The following is a 22,438-nucleotide window of genomic DNA, read 5'->3' as shown; positions in this document are numbered from 1 at the left end:
TACGATTAGCAAAAGATTATCGTTAAAACTATAGCTACTTATTAATTTTTAGATTTCTATTTTTTCAAATAAAGTATTACCTTTTTCTAAAGGTTTCTTTTATGATATCATTTGGAAATACGACAGGACTTTCATTTCCATTTTTGCCAACAGTTGCAACACCAAAATAATAATTATCAATGACAATGCCTTCTAGTTCAAAATTATCTGTTTTTCCTACAAACCTGCTAAACTCCCATTGTGAAGAGGTGGTTAGTCTCCAATATATTTTATATCCAAAAATAATGTCGTCTTCTATTTTATCCCATTTTAATTTTACATTAGCTTGAACAATTCCTCCAATTTGAACATTTTTTGGGGCAGGTGGGGCCCAAGCTAAAGCAGCTAAATTTATAGCGTTTACTGTAGTTAATTTTTTAGCGTATTCGAAATTAACCCCTTCTAAAACATCACCATATTTAATACCGTTTTCAGTTCTAATATTCTGATGTTGTCTGTTATAATTTTCATGTGCTTCCATAATTCTAACACCTGCAAACCCTAAATCATTAAAAGGACGATGATGACCACCTCTTCCAAAACGATCTAAACGATAAATCATCATAGGATTCATTTCTGGCATATAGGTTTTGGTAGTTTTTTCGATATAACGTGCCAATTGTCTTGAATTTCCGTCAACCTCTCCTCCATAAAAGCGCCTTAAGTTGCGCTCTTTTTCCTTTTCATTTGCGGGTGTAGGCTCTGAAAAAATACGAAAGGTTCTGTTGTCAATTACGCCATCTACTCCTTCTATATTTCCAATCATATCATTGTTGAGTACACCTATAATTTCCCATTCTTTTTTTTGAGCGTAATTCGCAAATCCTTTACCACCGAACAATCCTTGTTCTTCACCTGATAGCCCTACATAAATAATGCTATTTTCAAATTGATATTTAGAAAGAACTCTTGCGGCTTCAATCGTTCCAGCCATACCAGAAGCATTATCATTGGCTCCAGGAGCATCGTTCGTGTAATCCATGGTATCTGAATTCCGGCTATCAATATCGCCACTCATAATAATATATCGATTCGGATATTTTGTTCCTTTTTGTATGGCTACAACATTGACAATCCAGGTGTCTTTGGGAACACGTTCGCCATCATTCGTTGTAACGAAATCTTTTTGGTAAAATACCTCTAAACAATTTTTACAGTTTTTAGAAATGGTTTCAAATTCTGATTTAATCCATCTGCGAGCCGCACCAATTCCTCTTTTGTTAGAAATAGTATCGCTAAAGGTGTTTCGAGTGCCGAATTCAGTTAATCTGGTAATGTCATTTTTAATGCGTTCTACAGATACATTATTAATGATGTCATATATTCGGGTGTCTTGTCCGTAGAAGGATACAGAAAATTGAAGACAAAAAAAGAATAGTATTTTTTTCATTGTAGTTACTTTCTTTCAAAGATAAAAAAAATCCAACTACAGTATTTGTAATTGGATTTTATAACATATTAGGTAAATTTTATTATAAAACGTTTAATTCTTTCATACATGCTTTCATCATTTGATAGGTTCTTTCAATATCATTGTCAAGACCAATCGAAAAACGAATTAAACCATCTGTTAATCCCATTTCTTTTTGTTCTTCTAATGGTATTTCTGATGAGGTTGAAGTTCCTGGAGCACTGAATAAAGTTTTGTAAAACCCTAAGCTTACTGCTAAATACCCTAAATTTCTTTCCTGCATTAATTCCATTAATTCATTTGCTTTTTCTAGAGAGCCAACATCTATCGTCATCATACCTCCAAAACCATATTCAGGATTAATCATGTTTTTATAGATTTCATGACTTGGATGACTTTTTAGCCCTGGGTAAACTGTTTTTAAACCATCTTGTTCAAATTTTTCAGCTAAGTAAGCAGCATTATAGCTGTGTTGTTTGATTCGTAAATGTAAAGTTCTAAGATTTTTCATTACACTAGCACTCCTCATACTGTCCATAGTTGGGCCTAAAAGCATGCTTGCACCTGTATTTACATTTTTTAAATCATTGATGAATTCTTGTGAAGCACAAACTACACCTCCAACTGTATCGCTACTACCATTAATATATTTTGTTAGTGAATGAATTACAATATCAGCGCCTAATTGAATTGGAGAAACAGAAAGGGGTGAAAAAGTATTGTCAACCACTAATTTTAAATTGTGTTTTTTTGCAATTTTTGATAAACTCGACAAATCTGCAACTTCTAATAGTGGATTGCTCACAGTTTCACAATAGATTACTTTTGTGTTTGAGGTAATCGCAGCTTCGACACTTTCTAATTTTGTAATGTCTACAAAAGAGGTTTGAACTCCCATTCTTGGGGCAAAATTCTTTAAAAAGGCATAGGTGCCACCGTAAATGGTTCGGCTTGAAACGATGTGATCACCATTTCCACATAATTGTAAAAGAGTAGGAGTAATTGCCCCCATTCCAGAAGCTGCTACATTTGCAGATTCCGTTCCTTCCATAGCAGCTAAAGCTTTGTCTAAATATAAATTACTTGGAGAAGAGTGTCTAGAATATAAATAACATCCTTCTGCATTCCCTTCAAAGGTGTCAAACATAGTTTTTGCAGAAAGGAAAGTATACGTTGAACTATCAGAGATGGAAGGGTTAACACCTCCAAATTCTCCAAAATATTGTAGGTCTTGAATTTTGTCAGCAGGATTGAATGTGCTCATAAAGAATGATTTTTAATTTGATTCAAAATTGAATAAATCAAATTAAATTTTCAATATAAATCAAATTATTTAGAATAGATAACTGTTTAAAGTTTAAAAAATAGTTTTTTGTGCTATTATTTTGTATTTTTGATTAAAATTGTAAAAAATGAAACTAGATAGTATAGATAAAAAGTTACTCGAATTATTACAAACAGATACTAAAAAGACGACTAAAGAATTATCTTTAAAATTAAATTTATCCGTTACGGCTGTTTATGAGCGAATTAAGAAGCTTGAAAGAGAGCAAGTAATTCAAAAATATGTGGCTCTTTTAGATAAATCAAAGATAGAGAAAAATTTTGTGGTTTTTTGTCATGTGAAGTTGATACAACATAATATTGATTTGATTGCACAATTTGAGAAAGAGGTCGTTAAACTCGATGAAGTTTTGGAATGTTTTCATGTGAGTGGTGATTATGATTATATTTTAAAAATTTATGTTAAAGATATGGAAGCGTATCGGGAATTTATGGTTACTAAACTAACTACCATTCAGCATATTGGAAGTACGCATAGTACTTTTATGATTGGTGAAGTAAAAAATACTACGGTTTTTAGATTGCAAGGCAACTAATTTTTTTTGTATATTAGCTTCACTAACAAATAAAATTTTAAAAAACATGAAAAGTAAATTTTTAAACATTGAAGGAGCACAAGTACTAACAAAAGAAAATCAAAAAAACATTTTTGGAGGAGTTAGTGGAAACTATGATTTATCTAAATGTGGGTGTTCTTGTAGTGGTTCAGTAACAGGTCCATTTTATTGCCAAAAATTCATTGCTTGCCCACAAGTATATACATGTCATGAAGAAATTTAAATTTCTTTAAAATAAAAATGATTTAAAAGTCTGTCATAATTGGCAGACTTTTTTATTTTTAAATATCTGTAAATAATGCAGAAAAAGGATTAATATTTCATAATTTTGTATTTTTAAATTAAATCAAAGAAATAATATATTATGAGTCAATTTGATGTTACCATTATAGGTTCTGGTCCAGGCGGGTACGTATCAGCAATACGATGTGCTCAGTTAGGATTCAAAACTGCAATTATTGAAAAATATGCTACTTTAGGAGGAACTTGTTTAAATGTGGGGTGTATTCCGTCTAAAGCTATGTTAGCTTCTTCACATCATTATGAGGAATTACAACATTTTGCTGATCATGGAATTGAGGTTTCAGGCGATGTTAAAATTAATCTAGAAAAGATGATTGAGCGCAAGCAAGCAGTTGTGGATCAAACGTGTAGTGGTGTAAAATTCTTAATGGATAAAAATAAAATTACAGTTTTTGAAGGCGTTGGGTCGTTTGAAGATGCAACTCATATAAAAATTTCGAAAAAAGATGGTTCTTCAGAAGTAATTGAGTCAAAAAATACAATTATTGCAACAGGTTCTAAACCATCTAACTTGCCTTTTATACAAATTGATAAAGAAAGAGTGATTACTTCTACTGAAGCTTTAAAGTTGCCAGAAATACCTAAGCATTTGGTAATTATTGGTGGTGGAGTAATAGGTATTGAGTTAGGTCAAGTGTATTTGCGTTTGGGAGCTCAAGTTTCTGTAGTAGAATATATGGATCGCATTATTCCTGGTATGGATAGTTCTTTGTCTAAAGAATTGACAAAAGTATTGAAAAAGCAAGGCATGAAATTTTACACATCTCATAAGGTTAAAGAAGTTGCAAGAAGTGGAAACAATGTGACTGTAAAGGCAGATGATGCTAAAGGAAAAGAATTGGTCTTAGAAGGAGATTACTGTTTAGTGGCAGTAGGTCGTCGACCTTATACAGACGGTTTACATGCTGATAAAGCGGGTGTGAAAATTTCTGAGAGAGGTCTGGTGGAAGTGAATGATCATTTGCAAACCAATGTTTCTAATATTTATGCGATTGGTGATGTAATTCGTGGCGCTATGTTAGCTCATAAAGCGGAAGAAGAAGGTGTTTTAGTAGCAGAATATTTAGCAGGACAAAAACCACACATTGATTATAATCTAATTCCAGGTGTTGTGTATACTTGGCCAGAAGTAGCTGCTGTTGGTAAAACAGAAGAGCAATTAAAAGAAGCTGGTGTAGTTTACAAGGCTGGTAACTTCCCATTTAAGGCATTAGGTAGAGCTAGAGCTGGAGGTGATACGGATGGATTTGTTAAAATATTAGCAGATGCCAAAACGGATGAGGTTTTGGGTATTCATATGATTGGTGCTCGTTGTGCGGATTTAATTGCAGAAGCGGTTACGGCTATGGAGTTTAGAGCTAGTGCAGAAGATATCTCTAGAATGTCTCATGCACATCCAACATTTGCAGAAGCGGTAAAAGAAGCGGCTTTAGCAGCAACAGATAATAGGGCTTTACACGTATAAGTTAAAAATTATATTGTTTAAAAAGCCAAATTCATTGAATTTGGCTTTTTTATTTTTAAAAGGATTAGGCTTTTAAAATATCTTTATAGCTGTTCCAATGCGAATAAATTAGAAATAAGTTTCCTAAAAATAAGATTAATGCAACTGGTAAGGCTTCTTTTGTTGGGAATATATTTAAAAGTAAAATGTTGAGTGAAACAGGAAGTAAAACCAAATTGAAAAGACGTACAAATTTTCCAGACACATAAGAAAGGCCAACTAGTAACTCTACAGATTTGGCTAAAGGCATTAAGTATTTAGTAGCCATAAAACCTGCGAAAACAGTTGCCATATCTCCAGTTGGTGCAGGCTGTTCTCCCATTGGAAAAAAATAGGTGATGGACGCAAAAAGTAAAAATAATCCTAGAAGGATACGAATAATAATCGTTGCAATTCTCATATGAATGATTTTTAAGGTTAGTATATCAAATATAGCTAAATTAAGTATTCGTTTTGTTGCTATAGATGGATTTGTGTCTAATAAAAAAAGTCGCAACATTTGTTGCGACTTTTTTATAATTTTCAGAAAATGAGAGATTAACCTCTTCTTTTTTCTTTAATTTTTGCTTTTTTACCAGTAAGTTCTCTGAAGTAGAAAATACGAGCTCTACGAACTTTACCTCTTTGGTTCACTTCAATTTTTTGTAATGCTGGCATGTTTACTGGGAAGATACGCTCTACACCAACAGCACCAGACATTTTACGAATTGTAAAAGTTTCAGTTAAACCAGAACCTCTTCTTTGGATTACAACACCTTTGAAGAACTGAGTTCTTGTTTTTTCACCCTCTTTAATTTCATAGTACACAGTAATTGTGTCTCCAGAATTAAAATCTGGGAAATCTTTTTTTGCAACGAATTCGTTATTTACGAAATCAACTAAATTAGCCATTTTGTATAAAATAAATGTTTGATTCAGAGCAACATACACGTCTTTCGCTAGAGGTTGGTCCAAATGTGGGTGCAAAGATAATTAAAAAAACCAATTTTCAAATTCCAAAACCTAATATTTTTAATTGAAATGCTTCTTTTTGAAAACTTTATTCAGATTGTTAAGTTTCTGAAAATTATTCTTTTAATAAATCAGGGCGTCTGTTTTTAGTATGTTCATAGGCTTTTTGTTCTCTCCATTCTTCTATTTTTGGAAAATTTCCGCTTAGTAAGATGTCTGGAACTTTCCAACCTTTATATTCAGCTGGTCGAGTGTAAACGGGAGGAGCTAATAAATTGTCTTGAAAACTATCGGTTAAAGCTGAAGTTTCATTGCTTAAAACACCAGGAATTAATCGAATAATACTGTCGCATAAAACGGCAGCACCTAATTCGCCACCTGATAAAACATAATCTCCAATTGAAATTTCTCGGGTTATGAATTGATCACGAACTCTTTGATCTACACCTTTATAATGGCCGCAAAGGATGATAATGTTTTTTAAAAGCGACATGCTGTTAGCCATTCCTTGATGTAATGTTTCACCATCTGGAGTCATGTATATTACTTCATCGTATGCGCGTTCCCTTTTTAATTTTGTTATACAATCATCAATAGGCTGAATGCTCATTACCATTCCGGCACCGCCGCCAAATTGATAATCATCCACACTTTTCTGTTTGTTTGTAGTATAATCTCTCAAATTGTGAAAGTGAACTTCAACGAGTCCTTTTTCGATGGCTCTCTTAAGTATAGAAGCTTCAAAAGGACTTTTAATCAATTCAGGTAAAACAGTAATAATATCGATGCGCATGGTACTTCTTTATTTCAATTGCATTGTTTTCAAAAACAAGTGTGCAAAGGTAAGTAACTTAAAACTCATACAAAAAATAATTAAACTCCAAATTGTCTTAAATGATGGTCTAAATGTTTCCATTGGAGATTGTTCCAATCTTTTTCTGTGAGTTTACCCCAAAAAGGATGTATTTCTAATTGTACTACCTGAAAACCTTCACTTAATTTTTCAACACTTTTTATTAATTCGTTCTTTGTGGTTTCAAAATCATAATTTTCCTTGCGGATAAATTCTTTAGCTGTATGGTAGTTTTTTTTAAATTCTGGAGCATCTAACCATGATTTTTTCATTAGTCTTCCCATGATTCTGAGTGGAATTGGAACGTTTATTTTTTCTGTTCCAAGTGCTACATTAATAGGAGCAATACAATGGGATAACATTTGGTTTACTGTCATTTTACCCCAGAGCGCTTTAGACTCTAAAGTTAAATTATGAATTCGAGCAATCATTTCTTGATTGTCTTTTGGGTGGAATATATTTTTCATAGGTATATAACTATTTATTATTAGGTAAATAACGATATATTCTGTGTTATGGACTTTTTATGTTTTATTGTATAGAAAAACGTTCATTGTTTTGTTTGATAAATTTTTGATTGGGGTCGAAGTATAAATATACTGGTTTTTTCTCTAAAATAATTTTTATACTAATATTATCTTTCAATAATTTGGTTTGTATTGTTTTGTTACTTCCATCAGAAAATTCAATAGTAATCTCAATAGAATCATTGAAAATAGCATTTGTTTTTTTTCCTTTTCCATTTTCATAATATTTATGGGCTATTATATTCAAGTGTAATTCGAAAGTATCTTTGTTTTTTTTTACAATCATATTTTTTGCTTGGAAATGGTAAAGTGTAATTCTTTTAAACAAATCATCTATTTTTGGATGCATTTTTTTCTCAGTAATGGCGTACAATTCATTTAAAAAATCGGTAGTAGTAGGGTTGCGGTTGGGATATTTATTTTTGTTTAAAAAGTTTTTCAATGCTTTATTTGTTTTTGCTTCTCCTATTCGTTCACTTAATTGGTACATAGCTACTAGACCTTTAGAATAGTTAAGATGTGTCTGATTATGATCAACTTTATATAGAGGTTTTTCAGTTTCAAAGTTTCGTTCGTTTAAATAAATTCCAGTATGAAGATTCACGTTTTCCAATACTCTTTTTTGTCCGTACATTTTTTTTGCTAGCATAAGTTCGGTGTACATGGCAAAACTTTCAGTAAGCATTGTATAACCTTCTCTGTCATCTGGATTAATTTGGTTGTTTCCCCACCAAATATGAGATAATTCATGACCTGCTAATTCATTAATAACGTCTTGTTGTTTATCCGCTTTGATATTGCTGTGAAATATAGTGTTTTCTGTCATGAAAATAGTATTGGGATAAGCAGTAGCCGCAAAACCTTTTGTGAATGAAGAAATTTCGGCAAAACGGATGGTTTTGAATGGGTATTTACTAAAATTATTTTGACAATAGTCTAGCGTGTTTTTAATGTTTTGGATTAAATGCGCTACATTTTCATTATGTTTAGGATGATAAAAAACTTCAATTTTTTTTCCTTTATAAAGTGTTTCTGTTAAGGAATAACGAGCGGATGAAATGGCAAAACGAAAAGGGATAGGACTTGTGGTTTCATAAACAAAATAGTTCCTGTTTTTCTTTTTCCATTGGTTTGTTAATTCACCTACACTAATGGCGGTTTGATCATTTTCAGTTGAGATTGTCATTTTTAGATGTATAAAATCATCTGTTTTTGTTTTTGGGGCTTCTAGTTTTTTTATAATAGTAGCATCACCAAGCTGAAAATTTGCTCTTTGTTCTTTTTTGCTTATTTCTCTATCGGCTTGGTAACCCAATTGAGGGTAATACCTGCTAATTCTCATGAAAGAACCATTGGCTACAATTGTATTGAAGGATTGATGACCGTTTATAGGAAACCATTGGTATTCTAAAACAAAATTAAAAACAGCTTTTTCTTGCGGTAATAAATCTTTTTGTAAGGAGATAATTTCGTATTGATTGGTTACTGTATATGAAGCATTCTGTGTTTGTATTATAGCTTTTTTTATGTTGAAATCAGTACTAAAATTTACTAAAATTTCTGTAATAGGTTTATTGGTTTTGTTTTGAATGTGATATTCACCTGTAATATGATATCTATTTTGGCTAGGGAATAAAGCAACATTAGTAATAACATTCGTAATTGAGGGTTGTGGTTTATTTTGAAATTTTCGATATTGTTTTTCATATAGCGCTTGATTTTTTAGTATTTCATCAGGATTTTTATATTGAAAATCTTTAGAAAATAGAAATCCGCTTACTCCATTTATAAAAATCAATACGGTTATAATCGTAAAATGAAGGTATCTTTTTTGTTCGCTTAACCTTTGAGTGGTTATATATAAAAGCAAGCCTACAAAAGAAAAACCGAAGAACAGTAACCAAGTATAGGAATAAGTGTATATTCCAAAACCATTCATGTCGCTATATGCTGCTTTTAATGGGATTTGAAAACGTAGTAAAGGATGAATTAAAAAACTTTTTCCTATGGCAGTAGCTGTTAACAAAATAAAAATGGATGAAAGGGTTAAACCCATATATTTGTTTGGAATCCAATTTTGAATGAGGCAAATAAGTCCGGCACTAAGCAATAAAGGACAACTAGCAAAAAGATAGATGCCAAAATAGGCTTCCCAGTCAATGAAAGTATAATGGTAAGTAACCTGAAATAGTATACCTAAAAGTAATAGTAGAGTGCTTAACCCTATACTAATGATGGATAAACTTAGCCATTTTGAAAGTAGCTTTATCAATTCGTTCTGAGGTGTGGCATTTTCAATGAGATGAAAACGATTTGTTTTACTTCGCCAAATAATTTCATGTCCATAAAAAAGAATAATTATAAGCCCAAGAATTGGAAAAGTGTCTAAGATAGCGTTGGTTGTTACTCCTGAAGTTACATATTTTTGAGGCAACCTAATTCCTTTTTCGATAGCTCCATAGATTTCCATGCCTACACTAAAAAGTAGCCCTAAACAAATTAAAATAAAAGGAATACTTTTTACAATATATTTTAAATGTAAATAAGTTGAAAAACTTAAACTTTTAAATGCTGTTTTCCAATTGAAAATAGGATTTGTTTTTTTAATAGGTAGCGTTGAATTATTATTAATAGCATCTGTAATTTTATTTTTACGAGATTTTCTGCTTTTAATTTGAAATGAAAAAAAGTGATACGTGCCTCCTAAAAAAAGAATAGAAAGTAATAAAACAACAACTCTGTTAATAAGGAAATAACCTTCAGGAAATATAATTTCGGTGTTTTTTTGAGTGATGGAATAAGTATTGGTTTGCATGAAAAAGCCAGAAAGACCAAAAGGATCAATAAGTGCAGCTATTTTTCTTGCTTCTTCCGATTGAGGCATGGATTGTGCCATAAATGGAGAATTGGAAAAAAGCAAAGCTACCATGTACAAGATGTAGATAAATAAGCCTGAAATATAGGTCATTAATTTGTTTTGAGTTAGCCAACTAATGCTGCACATAACTGCGCTACAAAAGAAAGTATTAATGCCGCCAAGGAGAAAAAGAGGAACAAGAAAAGCTAAAAGATTAAAATAAGTATAATCGCTAGGATTCCATCTTATTTGTTGGCCAAAGCCAAAACCTAAAACAAGAAGAGAAAAAAAGAGAAAACTAATACCAAAAACTAAAATGAATCGATTTTTTAAATACATTTTTTTAGTAATTGGTGTGGTATATAGAATTAAATTAAAATGAGCTTCTTGCTCTTTAAAGAGTATTTGTGAAACTAAAAGTGTGGTGAAAAGAATACTTAAAAGACTTAGAAAGCCAATCATATAAAATAAGGTATATGGCGCATTTTTATAGATTTCAGAGCCTACAGAAATGGAGAATTTAGTTCCAGCAAAAACCCCTATGCTTAAAATAAAAACCATAAGGAGGTGGAATCTTATTTTTTTAAAATAAGACTGCAATTCAAATTTTAATAAAGTATTCATGGTCGTTTATTTTTGGTTAAGAATAGAGAAATATACATCTTCAAGGTTAGGGAGTATGGGTCTAAAAGAAGTGTCTGGTTGTGCCTCCGATTGTACATGAATCGTTACGGTTCCCATATTTAATTGAGTTAGGACAACATTGTATTCTTTTTCATATTGCATTACTTGATTTTTGTCTATGGTTTTTTGCCAAAGTTTTCCAGTAATTTCAGCAATAAAATCAGTTGGTTTGCCTTTTGCTAAAAGTGTTCCGTTGTTAATGATGGCCATTTCTTTGCATAGATTTTTTACATCTTCGACCAAATGAGTAGAAAGAATAATAATGATATCTTCGCTTATTTCATTAAGTAGGTTATTGAACCGGTTTCTTTCTTCAGGATCTAAACCTGCTGTGGGTTCATCTACTATAACTAATTGTGGGTTACCTAATAACGCTTGCGCAATACCAAAGCGTTGTCGCATTCCACCAGAAAAAGTATGGACTTCTTTGTTGCTGTGTTGGTATAAATTAACTTTTTCCAATAAGAAATTAACTTGTTCTTTACGCTCTTTTGTATTTATAATTCCTTTAAGTATGGCAATGTGAGTTAGTAAATCATAAGCTGAAATTTTTGGGTATACACCAAAATCTTGAGGTAAAAAACCAAGTTGTTTTTTTATAAAAAAAGGGTCGTCAATACAGTTAATTCCATTAAAGAGAACTGTACCGCTATCTGGCTTTTGCAAACCAGCAATGGTTTTCATTAAAGATGATTTTCCAGCACCATTTGGTCCTAAAAGTCCAAACATGCCATTAGTAATTTCTAGCGAAATATCGTTTATGGCTACGACTCCATTTTTATACGTCTTTTGGAGATTTTTAATTGTTAAACTGTTCATTTTGAGATTGATTTTGATGATTATTATTTTTGTTTTTAGACAACAGACTTGCTCTCAACTATATTTTAGCTGAAAAAAAGAGTAGTATTTGAAAAGATGTTATTCCGTAACGTATTCTAGAATGTCACCCGGTTGACATTGTAAAGCATCACAAATTGCTTCTAAAGTTTCGAAACGAATACCTTTAGCTTTACCTGTTTTTAGTATGGATAAATTGGCTTGGGTTATACCTAACTTTTCAGCCAATTCTTTACTTTGCATTTTGCGTTTGGCAAGCATAACATCTATGTTAACAATAATTGGCATATTTAAATAATTAAGTCTTGATCAGTTTGTAAATGTAACCCTTGTTGAAATATAGCTGCTATAAAGAATGCGAATATACCAATAATTGCATGTCCCACAATCATTGCGAAATAGGGAAAATCTTCTGTGGGATTAATACTAATGCAACTAAAAATAATGGGTGCCATAAGTAGATTTGTTATGTAAAAAAATTTTAAATGAAATACACCACGAGCGGTAAATAATTTCGTTTGTTTAAATGTTTGAAATACATTACTTAAACCAAAGAAAAACAAACTATAAAAAGCCAAAGTAACTAACATTTCTGTGATGTAATGAAAAGTATAGGCGCTACCCAAGATGAAATTTTTATCTGTAAAAGGATAACACACTGCAAAACGATTTTGTTCTAGTATTCTCAGTGCATTAGTTTTAAAAATTGTTACTATGGCTACATAAACTGTAGTTAGACCATATAAGAACGCAATTATTCTTACAAAATAAAATAATAGGATTGAAATGATTCTGGTTGTCTTCATAAAACAAATATATTATTATTGCAAATATATAAATAATTATTGTTTTACGATAAATTATTATAAAAATTAAATAATTTATTTTCTACTGCGACTAGATACAAAAAAATGCATAATAGATTTTTACCTCCATTATGCATTTTTTAAATTATAATCATTAAGGATTTGTAGACCAAAGTGATGCTCCTTTCAACATGGCTCTTCTTGGCAATTTTAATCCTGCTACAATTAATGCTGCAAAATCTTCGGGTTGTAACACAGAATCTGGAGTGTCATTACTTGCAATACCTAAGTCAATAGACATATCAGAAACTATAGTGCTTGGTGTTAAAGTGCAAACTCTGATATTGTTTTTACGAACTTCTTTCATTAGGGATTCCGACATTCCAATTACGGCAAATTTAGATGCAGAATAGGCAGAAGTATTTGGATTTCCATTTAAGCCTGCAGTAGAAGAAACGTTAATGATATCCCCTTCATTTTTTTCTATTAAAAAAGGCAGTACTTCTTTGGTAACATAATACATCCCTAAAACATTGGTTTGGATAATTTCTTCCCATTGTTTGACCTCCATGTCGTTAAAAGATCCAAATGCAGCAATGCCTGCATTGTTAACCAAAATATCTACTGCTCCTATAGTTGCAATTATTCTTTTAACGCCATTTTTTACTTCATCATAATTGCCTACGTTAAAAACAGCATAACTTGCTTTTACGCCAAATTGTTGTAATTCTTCAACGGTCTCTTGTAGCCTCTTTTCGTTTCTTCCGGTAATGGCAACGTCTATTCCTTCTTTTGCAAAAGCAATCGCAGTTGCCTTGCCTAAACCTCTACTGCCTCCAGTAATAATCGCTTTTTTACCTTTTAAATGTGCCATGTCTATTCGTTTTAATTTGATGGCAAAATTAGGAGTTTATAGGCTAAAATTTTGCCAATTTTGTATGAAATTTAGGTAAATTTAATTTGAATAAACAGAGTTTTATAAAATGAAAATTATAACTTTAATTCCATTTGAATATTTGCTCGAGTATAGTCGTTTTCTTGCATAGGAACTTCAATAAACCCATATTTTTCATATAAACGTAATGCGTTTTCTAACTTTCGATTGGATAAAAGCATAATCATTTCCGCTTTCTTTGCTTTTGCAAAAGCAAGACAGCTATCCATTAAAAGATTACTTAATTTAAGACCTTGAAATTTTTTTGCTACTGCCAGTTTGGCTAATTCATAAGTGGTGTTGTTCACTTTTTGCATAGCAACCGTGCCTGCTACTTCATTATTAACTATACAAAAGAAAATCATTCCACCAGGTTCTAAAATATAACTTTCAATATTATTAAAGACATCATTGTCATGTGGTTCTACAACAAAAAATTCTTCTAACCAAGCTTTGTTTAAATCGATAAATTGATTTTTATACTCGGGTTGATAGGTAATGATAAGCGGTTTCATTTGCAATAAATTAGAATGGCAAAATTAGATAAAGGAGAAGATATTTTATAGTTTATTTATAAATGTTTTAGATATAATATTAGTAAATTTGTAGCTTAAAATTTAAATAAACACGAAATGCAAGACGGAATTTATGCAAAATTTACTACTCCTAAAGGTAGTATATTAGTAAAATTAACACACGATAAAACACCAGGAACTGTTGGGAACTTTGTAGGATTGGCTGAAGGTCAGTTAGATAACAAAGCAAAAGCAATGGGAACACCATATTATAACGGATTAAAGTTTCACCGTGTTATTCCAGATTTTATGATTCAAGGTGGTTGCCCTTTAGGAACTGGTACTGGAGATGGGGGCTATAAATTTGATGATGAATTTCATCCCGAATTAAAACATGACAAACCAGGAGTTTTGTCTATGGCAAATGCTGGACCTGGAACTAATGGTTCTCAATTTTTTATAACGCATGTGCCTACACCGTGGTTAGATGGGAAACACTCTGTTTTTGGTCATGTGGTAGAAGGACAAGATGTAGTGGATGCTATTGCTCAAGGCGATGTAATGGAATCTGTAGAAATAATTAGAGTAGGTGAAGAAGCTAAGAACTGGAATGCAATTGAAGCTTTTAGAACATTTGAAGGTTCTCGCGAGAAAAGATTAGCAGAACAAAAAAGACTAGCAGAAGAAGCATTAGAGAAATTGGCTGCTGGTTTCCAAAAAACGGAAAGTGGCTTACGTTATCAAATTATTCAAAAAGGAAATGGTAAACAAGCAGAAAAAGGAAAAAAAGTTTCTGTACACTATCAAGGAGCTTTAGATAATGGACAAGTTTTTGATTCTTCTTACAAAAGAAAACAACCTATCGATTTTCAATTAGGTGTTGGTCAAGTTATTGAAGGTTGGGATGAAGGAATTGCGTTGTTACAAGTTGGTGATAAAGCCCGTTTTGTAATTCCTTCTTATCTAGGATACGGATCGAGAGGTGCTGGAGGTGTTATCCCACCAGACGCTACTTTAGTATTTGATGTAGAATTAATGGATGTAAAATAATCCTTAATTTTAAAAATTATTTATTGAAATAAATGATACTAAAATCCCGGAATATTTTTCGGGATTTTTTAATTAAATGAATATGGAAACTCAGAAAGAATCTATTTTATATCATCATTTTGAAAAATTTATTCCTATAAGCGAATCTTTAAAAATAGAATTGTTCAACAGGATTGAATATCAAGAATTTAAAAAAGGGGAACTGTTACATCAAAGTCATAAAGTATGTACTAAAAGTTATTTTATACAAAAAGGACTTGTAAGAAGTTTTTTTCTGAAAGATGGAAAAGAAATAACTGAGTTTTTTTCTTGTGAAAATGAATGGGTAAATTCTCCTAAAAGCTTTATGCAAAGAAAAGTTGATATTTATGACATTGATGCTATTGAAGATACAAGTGTATTTTGGTTGGAAATAAATGATTTGGGGTATTTGTTTGATCATTTTCCTGAGATGGAAAGATACGCGAGACTTTCTATGGGAGCCATAATGAGGCATTTATTAGAGCGCATAACTATTTTACGATTTACTACTGCAAAAGAAAAATACAATCATTTTTGTGAAGTTTATAAAGATATTTATCATAGAATTCCTCTTGGAATGGTGGCTTCCTATTTGGGAATTACACAAGAAACACTCAGTAGAATTAGAAAATAATTTTTTGATTTAAATCAAAAGTTTTGCTGTTTTTTAAGGTTTTCTTTGATGTAATTAAAATGAGTTAAAAATGAAAAAAGTTTTAAAAATAGCAGCAATGCTTTTGCTACTTGTGATAGGGATTTATATCTTTTTAGAATATTATATACCTCCATTAGATAAAAATCATGGTAAAATAAGATGTACATTATATGTTGGTAAATCTGAAAACCAACCTTTAATAGTAGGCTTTGGAGGTTCAGAAGGTGGTAATCCATGGGAAAGCAATTATTGGAAACCTACTAGAGATGAATTTTTAAAAAGAGGATACGCTTTTTTAGCTGTTGAATATTTTGGAGGGAAAGCAACTTCTTCAAATTTGGATCGAATTTCTTTGAATGCCATTCACGATAGTATTAGGAATGCAGCAAAAAATTCTCATATTGACGCTTCCAAAATTGCGATTATTGGTGGGTCAAAAGGAGGTGAGTTAGTACTTAATTTGGCTAGCTTATATTCAGATATAGATGCAGTAGTAGCAATTGTGGCAAGTAACGTTACTTTTCCAGCCTTAACTGTAATGAATAATACTTCATCTTGGACTTACAACGATAAAGAAGTTCCTTTTATCTTGCCACCATATGCCATTATACCTTATTTGTTAAATGGAGACCGATTAGGCGCTTTTCAGATGATGTTACTTGAAGAAGAATCCGTAAAAAAAGCAGTAATTCCTGTTGAAAATATGAATGCTTCTGTTTTATTACTTTCAGCAACTCAAGATGAAGAATGGCCTTCCATGGAAATGAGTGAATCGATTGTAAAAAGATTAAGAGAAAAGAATTATAAAAAATATTATCAGCATATACCTATTGCTGGAGGTCATACGGAGCCTTTAAAACATTTTGATATAGTCTTTGATTTTTTGGATAATCATTTTATAAACGAATAGGTTTTATTTATAAGTAGTATGTATTGAAAAAACTTCCATAATAGATTTTATATTTTCTTCATTTTTGTATTTTTACCCAAATACTAATTTAAATTATGAAAATAAAAATAAGTGCTGGACTCATTTTGGGTTTACTTTTAGTGGCTTGCTCGTCAAGTAAAAAGACAATTGAAACTACTGAAGCGATAGAAAAGAAAGAAGTTGTTCTTTCTCCAGAACAGGCTGAAGGGAAAATGTTGTATGAAAATAATTGTGGAAAATGTCATGCTTTGTATAGCGCAGATAAATTTACAAAAGAGCAATGGGAGCCTATTGTTTTAAGAATGCAAAAAAAAGCAAGAATCACAGATGAACAACGTGACTTAGTTTTTAATTATTTAGTAATGAATCAATAAACTTTTGGCTCGTTATTTGCTTTTCTACAGTAAATAACGAGCCTTTATTTAGTATGAAATCGCATTTTTCTTTTCTTTTTTTTCTTTTTTCCTTTCTTGCTATAGGTCAAATTCAGCATTGTGGGTATGATTTTACCTCTTACATCGTGGTGAATGTTCATGAAAATGGAGTGATTGAAAATCCAAAAGATTTAAAAATTACAATTGTATCAGAAAACGGTAAAGAAGTTATTAATATAAACAACATGTACAGTTGGAACAAAGGCAATGAACCTTTGGTTTTTGCTCAAAACTATTTGGTGAATAAAGATGGTGAAAAAGAGCGCTACTTTTTTCCTTATGCAAAGGATGCTTATTTTATTTCAGTAACCAATACGTTTCCAGCGGAAGATTTTAGCATTAAAATAGAAGATCCCAAAGGTATTTATAAAATACAAATTATTCCCTTGCAAAGTTTTAACTTATATGTATTGTGTTCTTCTGAAAATGAAAAAGCAAAGATGTTTGGTAAAAGAACAAATAATCCGGTTGAAGTTATTTTAGAAAAATAAGGAGAGCCGTCTAACTTATTCATTGGGTTCCACATGAATTAGAACATGACCCAATTCAAAAATTTCATTTCGTAACGTGTCTTTTAATTGATGCGCTAAATCATGCCCTTCTTTTACAGAGATGTTTGCATCTACAATCGCGTGTAGATCAACATGATACTTCATTCCTGCTTTTCGGATAAAACATTTTTCAGTTCCTAAAATACCTTCCACTTTTAAAGAAATAGTTCTTATGTTTTGTTCCAAATCCTGATAGCGATGTTCGTCCATAATTTCTCCCAAAGCAGGTCTGAAAATTAAATAACTGTTGTATAAGATGAAAAATGAGGCGAGTAATGCAGCCCAATCATCGGCAGATTCGTACCCTTTTCCAAAAAATAAAGCAATAGAAATTCCTAAAAATGCTGCGATAGAAGTAACAGCGTCACTACGATGATGCCAAGCATCTGCCTTTAGCGAAGAACTATTGGTTTGAATAGCTCTTTTCATCACTTTTTGAAAGGAATATTCTTTCCAAATGATAATAATAGCAAGAACAATCAAAGTCCAAGATTTAGGTAATTGATGCGGTGTACCAATATTTTGAATGCTTTCGTAGGCGATTATAGTAGCTGAAGTTATTAGGAAACCCACCACAATAAAAGTAATTAAAGGTTCTGCTCTTCCATGTCCATATGGATGGTTTTCATCTGCTGGTCGATTGGAATATTTTATTCCAAATAAGACTAAAAAAGAGGAGAAAATATCCGCTGTAGATTCAATAGCGTCTGCAATAAGGGCATATGAATTTCCAAAAAATCCAGCTAATCCTTTTATAGTTGCTAATCCGATATTTCCCAAAATACTAAAGTAGGTGGCTTTAATGGCGGTTTCTTGATTCGTCATTTTTAGATATTTCGCAGTTTTATAAGTCTTTTAGCAAAGGTAGGTATTCTAAAAAAGTACACCTATGTTTTTTGAATAAAAAACTAGACTTTATTTCCATTTAATGCCACATCCAATGCTTGGTTTTTGTACTTCGTTTAAATGTCTATTGTAAATAATACTGTCAATTGCATTTCTTAAATCACTGCCACTTACAGGAATACCGTTTCCAGGACGAGAATCATCCAGTTGGCCTCTATAAATTAATCGGTCTTCAGCATTAAAAAGATAAAAATCGGGTGTGCAAGCGGCATCATATGCTTTGGCAACGGCTTGACTTTCATCAAATAAATAAGGAAAGTCTATTTTGTTTTCTAAAGCGAAATCAGCCATTTTTTCGGGACTGTCTTGCGGGTATTTTACAATATCATTGCTTGAAATAGCCACTACACCTATACCTTGCACTCGATAATCATTGGCAATCATCACGATTTCATCAATAACATGTAAAACAAATGGACAATGATTACAAATAAAAAGTACTACTGTGCCTTTATGTCCTTTGCATTCGGCAAAATTAAAGTTGGTGTTAAAGTTAGTTGCAGGTAATAAAAAATCAGGAGCTTTTGTTCCTAAAGCTAACATATTGGAAGGAGTTTGTGCCATTATAATGATTGAAATTAAAAGTTTAGAAAGAATACCATTCTTCTTTAATTATTATACGTATTAATTTGTGAATTAGTTACAAAATAAGTAGTTTTATATAGAATCTTTAGTGTTTAAAACATGAAAACGTTATCCGACTGGTTTCAAGAATATAGTGTTAGTCATCAAAATATGACAAACAAAAAAATTCATTATATATGTGTGCCAGCCATCTTTTTTTCGGTTGTTGGTTTAGTATTGAGTATTCCAAACGATTTTTTATTAAAGACTACGAAATTTCATCCTATTGTAGCCAATTGGGCATTTGTGATTTTAGTGTTGGTATTGCTTTTTTATTACAGATTGTCATTAGTTATGGGTTTGAAAATGACAATTTTTGCAGCTTTTTGTTTAGTAGGTAATTATTTAATTGCTAGTGAAGTGTCGTTGTTGTGGTTTTCTGTGGGTGTTTTTATAATTGCTTGGATAGGGCAGTTTTATGGACATAAAATAGAAGGGAAAAAGCCGTCTTTTTTAAAAGATTTGCAATTTTTATTAATCGGCCCAGCTTGGGTAATACACTCTTTATTTAATGGAAAATAATTTAATTTCTTGGAATGATTTTGAGAAAATAGACATACGAGTAGGTACTATTATTGCGGTAAACGACTTTCCTGAAGCTAGAAAACCAGCCTATCAAATGCAAATTGATTTTGGTGTTGAAATTGGAATTAAAAAATCTTCAGCACAAATCACAACGCATTATCAAAAGGAAGATTTAATTGGAAAACAAATTATTGCTGTTGTAAATTTTCCTAAAAAGCAAATTGGTAACTTTATGAGTGAATGTTTGGTGTTAGGATTGGTTGGAGAAGGGAATGATGTGGTTTTGTTATCTCCAAATTTCCCTGTTCCTAATGGCTTAAAAATGGCATAAAAAAAGTCCGAAACAATCGGACTCTTCTATTTTTTACTAAAGAAAATGATTAAATATCATCAAAATCTATATTAGTGAAACTGTCTGTAGAAGGGTTGTCAGCAATTGCTTCTGAGTAAACTTCTTTTTTGAAATCTTTTTGATGTCTTTCTGAGATAACTTCTTCTCCTTTTTGAGAGACAACAAATTCGGTCATTTCGTCTAAAATTTCTTTAAAAGCTACAAAATCTTCTTTATATAAATAGATTTTATGTTTTTTAAAGTGATACGAACCATCTTCTTCTGTAAATTTTTTACTTTCAGTAATGGTAATGTAATAATCATCAGCTTTAGTAGCTCTTACATCGAAGAAATATGTTCTTCTTCCGGCTCTTAATACCTTAGAAAAGATATCTTCTTTTTCTAACATGTCATTTTCTCTCATAATCCTAACTGTCAATTTTTAGTTTTATCGTTTTCCAAAAGTCTAAAAAAAATTTGTATAAAGCAATATTTTATACAATTTCTTTTTCTGAGAGCTGTTTATTGTATAATTCTTTATAATAACCCTCTGTATTTATTAATTGATTATGAGAGCCTTGTTGAATGATTTTGCCATCTTCTAATATGATTATGATATCTGCATTTTTAGCAGACGAAACCCTATGACTTACTAATATTGTGGTTTTGTTTTTACAAAAATCCATTAGATTATTTAAAATTGCTTCTTCAGTTTCAGTGTCTACTGCGCTTAAGCAATCGTCTAGTAATAAGATAGGTGCGTCCTTGATTAAAGCTCTTGCAATAGATACGCGTTGTTTTTGTCCACCAGATAAAGTAATGCCTCTTTCGCCTAAAATAGTGTCATACTTATTGGTGAAATTTTCAATATTATGGTGTACATATGCTTTTTTAGCCACTTCAATTACTTCTTCATCAGTAGCGTTTTCTTTACCAAATTTTATATTGTTTTTTATAGAGTCTGAAAACAAGAAGGCGTCTTGTGGAACAACACCTATATTATTTCGAAGATCATCTAAATTTACTTTTTGAATGGGTTTGTTATCAACATATACAGTTCCTGAACTTACATCGTAAAGTCTGCTAATCAGTGATAAAATTGTAGATTTACCTGAGCCAGTTTTTCCTAAAATAGCTAAAGTTTGACCCGATTTTACTGTGAAACTGATATTTTCTAAAGCTTGTATGTTTGTGTCTTCGTATGTAAAAGATACATTTTCAAAACAAATCTCTCCATCTATGTTAGTGTGCTCTGCTACGGAATTATAAATGTCGGGTTGGGTTTTTAAAAATTCATTGATTCTTTTTTGAGAAGCTTCTGCTTCTTGCACTAAAGATGAAACCCATCCTAAAGACGCAACGGGCCAAGTAAGCATGTTGATATATAAAATAAATTGGGCAATTACACCAATATCTGGAATGGTTCCATTAATATACATCATGCCTCCCACATAGATTACAACTAAGTTGCTTAACCCAATTAATAAAATCATTAGTGGACCAAATAAGGAGTTGGTTTTGGCTAAACTCATAGCTTTTTCATTGCTGTCTTTTGTTAGCGCTGTAAATTCTTTTGTTTTTTGATCCTCAATTGCATAGGCTTTAACAACCCGAATACCAGAGAACATTTCTTGAACAAAAGAAGATAAAGTGGATAGATTTTGTTGAAATAAACCACTTTTTTCATGAATTTTTGAACTTATTTTAAAAACGCCATAGGATAACAAGGGAAGCGGTAGTAACGAATACAACGTAAGCTTTGGTGAAATTAAAGCCATTTGAATAATGACCACAATAAAAATAATTAGCGTGTTAACAGAATACATTACAGAAGGGCCAACATACATTCTTACTTTGCTCACGTCTTCACTAATTCGATTCATTAAATCACCAGTTCTGTTTTGCTTGTAAAATTTCTGACTTAGGGCTTGGTAATGACTGTAGATTTCATTTTTTAAATCAAATTCAATATGTCTAGACATAACGATTAATGTTTGACGCATTAAAAATGTCAAAAAACCACCAATTAATGCAGCTCCTAAAGTGTATATAAAATTATCTACCAAAATGCTGTAAGCGAGTTCTTTAGAAATAGAATTATTGTCAAGTGCACGTAAGGAATCACCAAAGAATTTTGGGATAAATAATTTAAAAATTTGAGCCGCTATTGTGATTGCTATTCCTAGTAAAAAACGGTATTTGTATTTTATAAAATATTTATTTAAATATTGTAATTCTTTCATATATGTATTAAGACTTGGTTTTTTTTTATTAAAAAGTCATTTTTT

26 protein-coding genes are annotated in these 22,438 nt (G+C 31.4%); 10 read left to right on the top strand and 16 right to left on the bottom strand.

All coding sequences use genetic code 11. The annotated features are described in order from the left end of the window. Window positions 1-76 precede the first annotated feature (76 nt). Together FHG05_RS01700 and FHG05_RS01695 are read right to left on the bottom strand one after the other, a co-directional pair. Complete coding sequence (locus FHG05_RS01700) at window positions 77-1,429, bottom strand: M28 family peptidase (protein ID WP_140996270.1); 1,353 nt, start codon at window positions 1,427-1,429, stop codon at window positions 77-79. Between the two features lie 82 nt (window positions 1,430-1,511). Then, window positions 1,512-2,714 carry an aminotransferase class I/II-fold pyridoxal phosphate-dependent enzyme gene (locus FHG05_RS01695; RefSeq protein ID WP_140996269.1) on the bottom strand — a complete coding sequence of 401 codons (1,203 nt, stop codon included), beginning with the start codon at window positions 2,712-2,714 and terminating at the stop codon, window positions 1,512-1,514. A 148-nt stretch (window positions 2,715-2,862) separates the two neighbouring features. Here FHG05_RS01695 and FHG05_RS01690 point away from each other — a divergent pair, with 148 nt between their 5' ends. The 3 genes from FHG05_RS01690 (at window position 2,863) to lpdA (ending at window position 5,119) form a co-directional block, all read left to right on the top strand. Continuing rightward, on the top strand, window positions 2,863-3,330 hold the full coding sequence (locus tag FHG05_RS01690; RefSeq protein ID WP_140996268.1) for an Lrp/AsnC family transcriptional regulator: 468 nt from the start codon (window positions 2,863-2,865) through the stop codon (window positions 3,328-3,330). Window positions 3,331-3,376: 46 nt separating this feature from the next. Then, on the top strand, window positions 3,377-3,574 hold the full coding sequence (locus FHG05_RS01685; protein WP_140996267.1) for a hypothetical protein: 198 nt from the start codon (window positions 3,377-3,379) through the stop codon (window positions 3,572-3,574). A 141-nt stretch (window positions 3,575-3,715) separates the two neighbouring features. Then, window positions 3,716-5,119 carry a dihydrolipoyl dehydrogenase gene (gene lpdA, locus FHG05_RS01680; protein WP_140996266.1) on the top strand — a complete coding sequence of 468 codons (1,404 nt, stop codon included), beginning with the start codon at window positions 3,716-3,718 and terminating at the stop codon, window positions 5,117-5,119. 64 nt (window positions 5,120-5,183) lie between these two features. Here lpdA and FHG05_RS01675 read toward each other — a convergent pair whose 3' ends face one another. The 10 genes from FHG05_RS01675 to FHG05_RS01630 all read right to left on the bottom strand — a co-directional run bounded on the left by FHG05_RS01675 (window position 5,184) and on the right by FHG05_RS01630 (window position 14,122). Then, the gene (locus FHG05_RS01675) at window positions 5,184-5,657 is read right to left on the bottom strand and encodes a DoxX family protein (RefSeq protein ID WP_232338039.1); all 474 of its coding nucleotides are present in this window, start codon (window positions 5,655-5,657) and stop codon (window positions 5,184-5,186) included. A 38-nt stretch (window positions 5,658-5,695) separates the two neighbouring features. Continuing rightward, window positions 5,696-6,049, bottom strand: a complete 354-nt coding sequence (gene rplS / locus FHG05_RS01670; protein ID WP_140996265.1) for a 50S ribosomal protein L19 — start codon at window positions 6,047-6,049, stop codon at window positions 5,696-5,698. A 175-nt stretch (window positions 6,050-6,224) separates the two neighbouring features. Then, a complete protein-coding gene (gene trmD, locus FHG05_RS01665) occupies window positions 6,225-6,902 on the bottom strand; it encodes a tRNA (guanosine(37)-N1)-methyltransferase TrmD (RefSeq protein ID WP_140996264.1) in 678 nt (225 codons plus the stop codon). A gap of 80 nt (window positions 6,903-6,982) precedes the next feature. After that, window positions 6,983-7,429, bottom strand: coding sequence for a DUF1569 domain-containing protein (locus FHG05_RS01660; RefSeq protein WP_140996263.1), 447 nt, complete (start codon window positions 7,427-7,429; stop codon window positions 6,983-6,985). 64 nt (window positions 7,430-7,493) lie between these two features. Further along, window positions 7,494-10,970, bottom strand: a complete 3,477-nt coding sequence (locus tag FHG05_RS01655) for an ABC transporter permease/M1 family aminopeptidase (protein WP_140996262.1) — start codon at window positions 10,968-10,970, stop codon at window positions 7,494-7,496. 6 nt (window positions 10,971-10,976) lie between these two features. Further along, complete coding sequence (locus FHG05_RS01650) at window positions 10,977-11,849, bottom strand: ABC transporter ATP-binding protein (RefSeq protein ID WP_140996261.1); 873 nt, start codon at window positions 11,847-11,849, stop codon at window positions 10,977-10,979. Between the two features lie 99 nt (window positions 11,850-11,948). Continuing rightward, window positions 11,949-12,155 (bottom strand): helix-turn-helix domain-containing protein, encoded by a 207-nt coding sequence (locus FHG05_RS01645; protein WP_140996260.1) that lies wholly within the window; start codon window positions 12,153-12,155, stop codon window positions 11,949-11,951. A gap of 2 nt (window positions 12,156-12,157) precedes the next feature. Further along, on the bottom strand, window positions 12,158-12,673 hold the full coding sequence (locus FHG05_RS01640; RefSeq protein ID WP_140996259.1) for a DUF2975 domain-containing protein: 516 nt from the start codon (window positions 12,671-12,673) through the stop codon (window positions 12,158-12,160). Window positions 12,674-12,827: 154 nt separating this feature from the next. Further along, a complete protein-coding gene (locus FHG05_RS01635) occupies window positions 12,828-13,547 on the bottom strand; it encodes a 3-ketoacyl-ACP reductase (RefSeq protein WP_140996258.1) in 720 nt (239 codons plus the stop codon). A 116-nt stretch (window positions 13,548-13,663) separates the two neighbouring features. Next, on the bottom strand, window positions 13,664-14,122 hold the full coding sequence (locus FHG05_RS01630) for a GNAT family N-acetyltransferase (RefSeq protein WP_140996257.1): 459 nt from the start codon (window positions 14,120-14,122) through the stop codon (window positions 13,664-13,666). A 117-nt stretch (window positions 14,123-14,239) separates the two neighbouring features. Here FHG05_RS01630 and FHG05_RS01625 point away from each other — a divergent pair, with 117 nt between their 5' ends. From FHG05_RS01625 to FHG05_RS01605, 5 genes are all read left to right on the top strand, one after another. Continuing rightward, window positions 14,240-15,172 (top strand): peptidylprolyl isomerase, encoded by a 933-nt coding sequence (locus FHG05_RS01625; RefSeq protein ID WP_140996256.1) that lies wholly within the window; start codon window positions 14,240-14,242, stop codon window positions 15,170-15,172. Window positions 15,173-15,254: 82 nt separating this feature from the next. Continuing rightward, entirely contained in the window at window positions 15,255-15,827 is a 573-nt protein-coding gene (locus tag FHG05_RS01620) for a Crp/Fnr family transcriptional regulator (protein ID WP_140996255.1), read from the top strand. Window positions 15,828-15,897: 70 nt separating this feature from the next. Then, window positions 15,898-16,758, top strand: a complete 861-nt coding sequence (locus FHG05_RS01615) for an acyl-CoA thioester hydrolase/BAAT C-terminal domain-containing protein (RefSeq protein WP_140996254.1) — start codon at window positions 15,898-15,900, stop codon at window positions 16,756-16,758. Between the two features lie 95 nt (window positions 16,759-16,853). After that, entirely contained in the window at window positions 16,854-17,153 is a 300-nt protein-coding gene (locus FHG05_RS01610) for a cytochrome c (RefSeq protein ID WP_140996253.1), read from the top strand. Between the two features lie 53 nt (window positions 17,154-17,206). Then, complete coding sequence (locus FHG05_RS01605; protein WP_140996252.1) at window positions 17,207-17,704, top strand: hypothetical protein; 498 nt, start codon at window positions 17,207-17,209, stop codon at window positions 17,702-17,704. Between the two features lie 15 nt (window positions 17,705-17,719). On the opposite strand, the gene FHG05_RS01600 is transcribed toward FHG05_RS01605, so the two are convergent. Next, window positions 17,720-18,589: a cation diffusion facilitator family transporter gene (locus FHG05_RS01600; protein WP_140996251.1), complete on the bottom strand. Its 870-nt coding sequence runs from the start codon at window positions 18,587-18,589 to the stop codon at window positions 17,720-17,722. Window positions 18,590-18,679: 90 nt separating this feature from the next. Beyond that, complete coding sequence (locus tag FHG05_RS01595; protein ID WP_140996250.1) at window positions 18,680-19,234, bottom strand: thioredoxin family protein; 555 nt, start codon at window positions 19,232-19,234, stop codon at window positions 18,680-18,682. Between the two features lie 120 nt (window positions 19,235-19,354). Here FHG05_RS01595 and FHG05_RS01590 point away from each other — a divergent pair, with 120 nt between their 5' ends. Then, entirely contained in the window at window positions 19,355-19,816 is a 462-nt protein-coding gene (locus FHG05_RS01590) for an Mpo1 family 2-hydroxy fatty acid dioxygenase (RefSeq protein WP_140996249.1), read from the top strand. Then, a complete protein-coding gene (locus tag FHG05_RS01585; protein WP_140996248.1) occupies window positions 19,806-20,150 on the top strand; it encodes a tRNA-binding protein in 345 nt (114 codons plus the stop codon). The genes FHG05_RS01590 and FHG05_RS01585 overlap by 11 nt, the downstream gene beginning before the upstream one ends. A gap of 49 nt (window positions 20,151-20,199) precedes the next feature. Here the strand turns inward: FHG05_RS01585 and FHG05_RS01580 are convergent, their stop codons facing one another. Both FHG05_RS01580 and FHG05_RS01575 read right to left on the bottom strand, forming a co-directional pair. After that, the gene (locus FHG05_RS01580) at window positions 20,200-20,574 is read right to left on the bottom strand and encodes a PUR family DNA/RNA-binding protein (RefSeq protein ID WP_140996485.1); all 375 of its coding nucleotides are present in this window, start codon (window positions 20,572-20,574) and stop codon (window positions 20,200-20,202) included. 70 nt (window positions 20,575-20,644) lie between these two features. After that, the gene (locus tag FHG05_RS01575; protein ID WP_140996247.1) at window positions 20,645-22,393 is read right to left on the bottom strand and encodes an ABC transporter ATP-binding protein; all 1,749 of its coding nucleotides are present in this window, start codon (window positions 22,391-22,393) and stop codon (window positions 20,645-20,647) included. Between the last annotated feature and the right edge of the window lie 45 nt (window positions 22,394-22,438).

The organism is Flavobacterium profundi (genome assembly GCF_006491645.1).
In the GTDB taxonomy this organism is placed as follows: Bacteria; Bacteroidota; Bacteroidia; order Flavobacteriales; family Flavobacteriaceae; genus Flavobacterium; species Flavobacterium profundi.
This window is presented reverse-complemented; position numbering and strand designations above follow the sequence as displayed.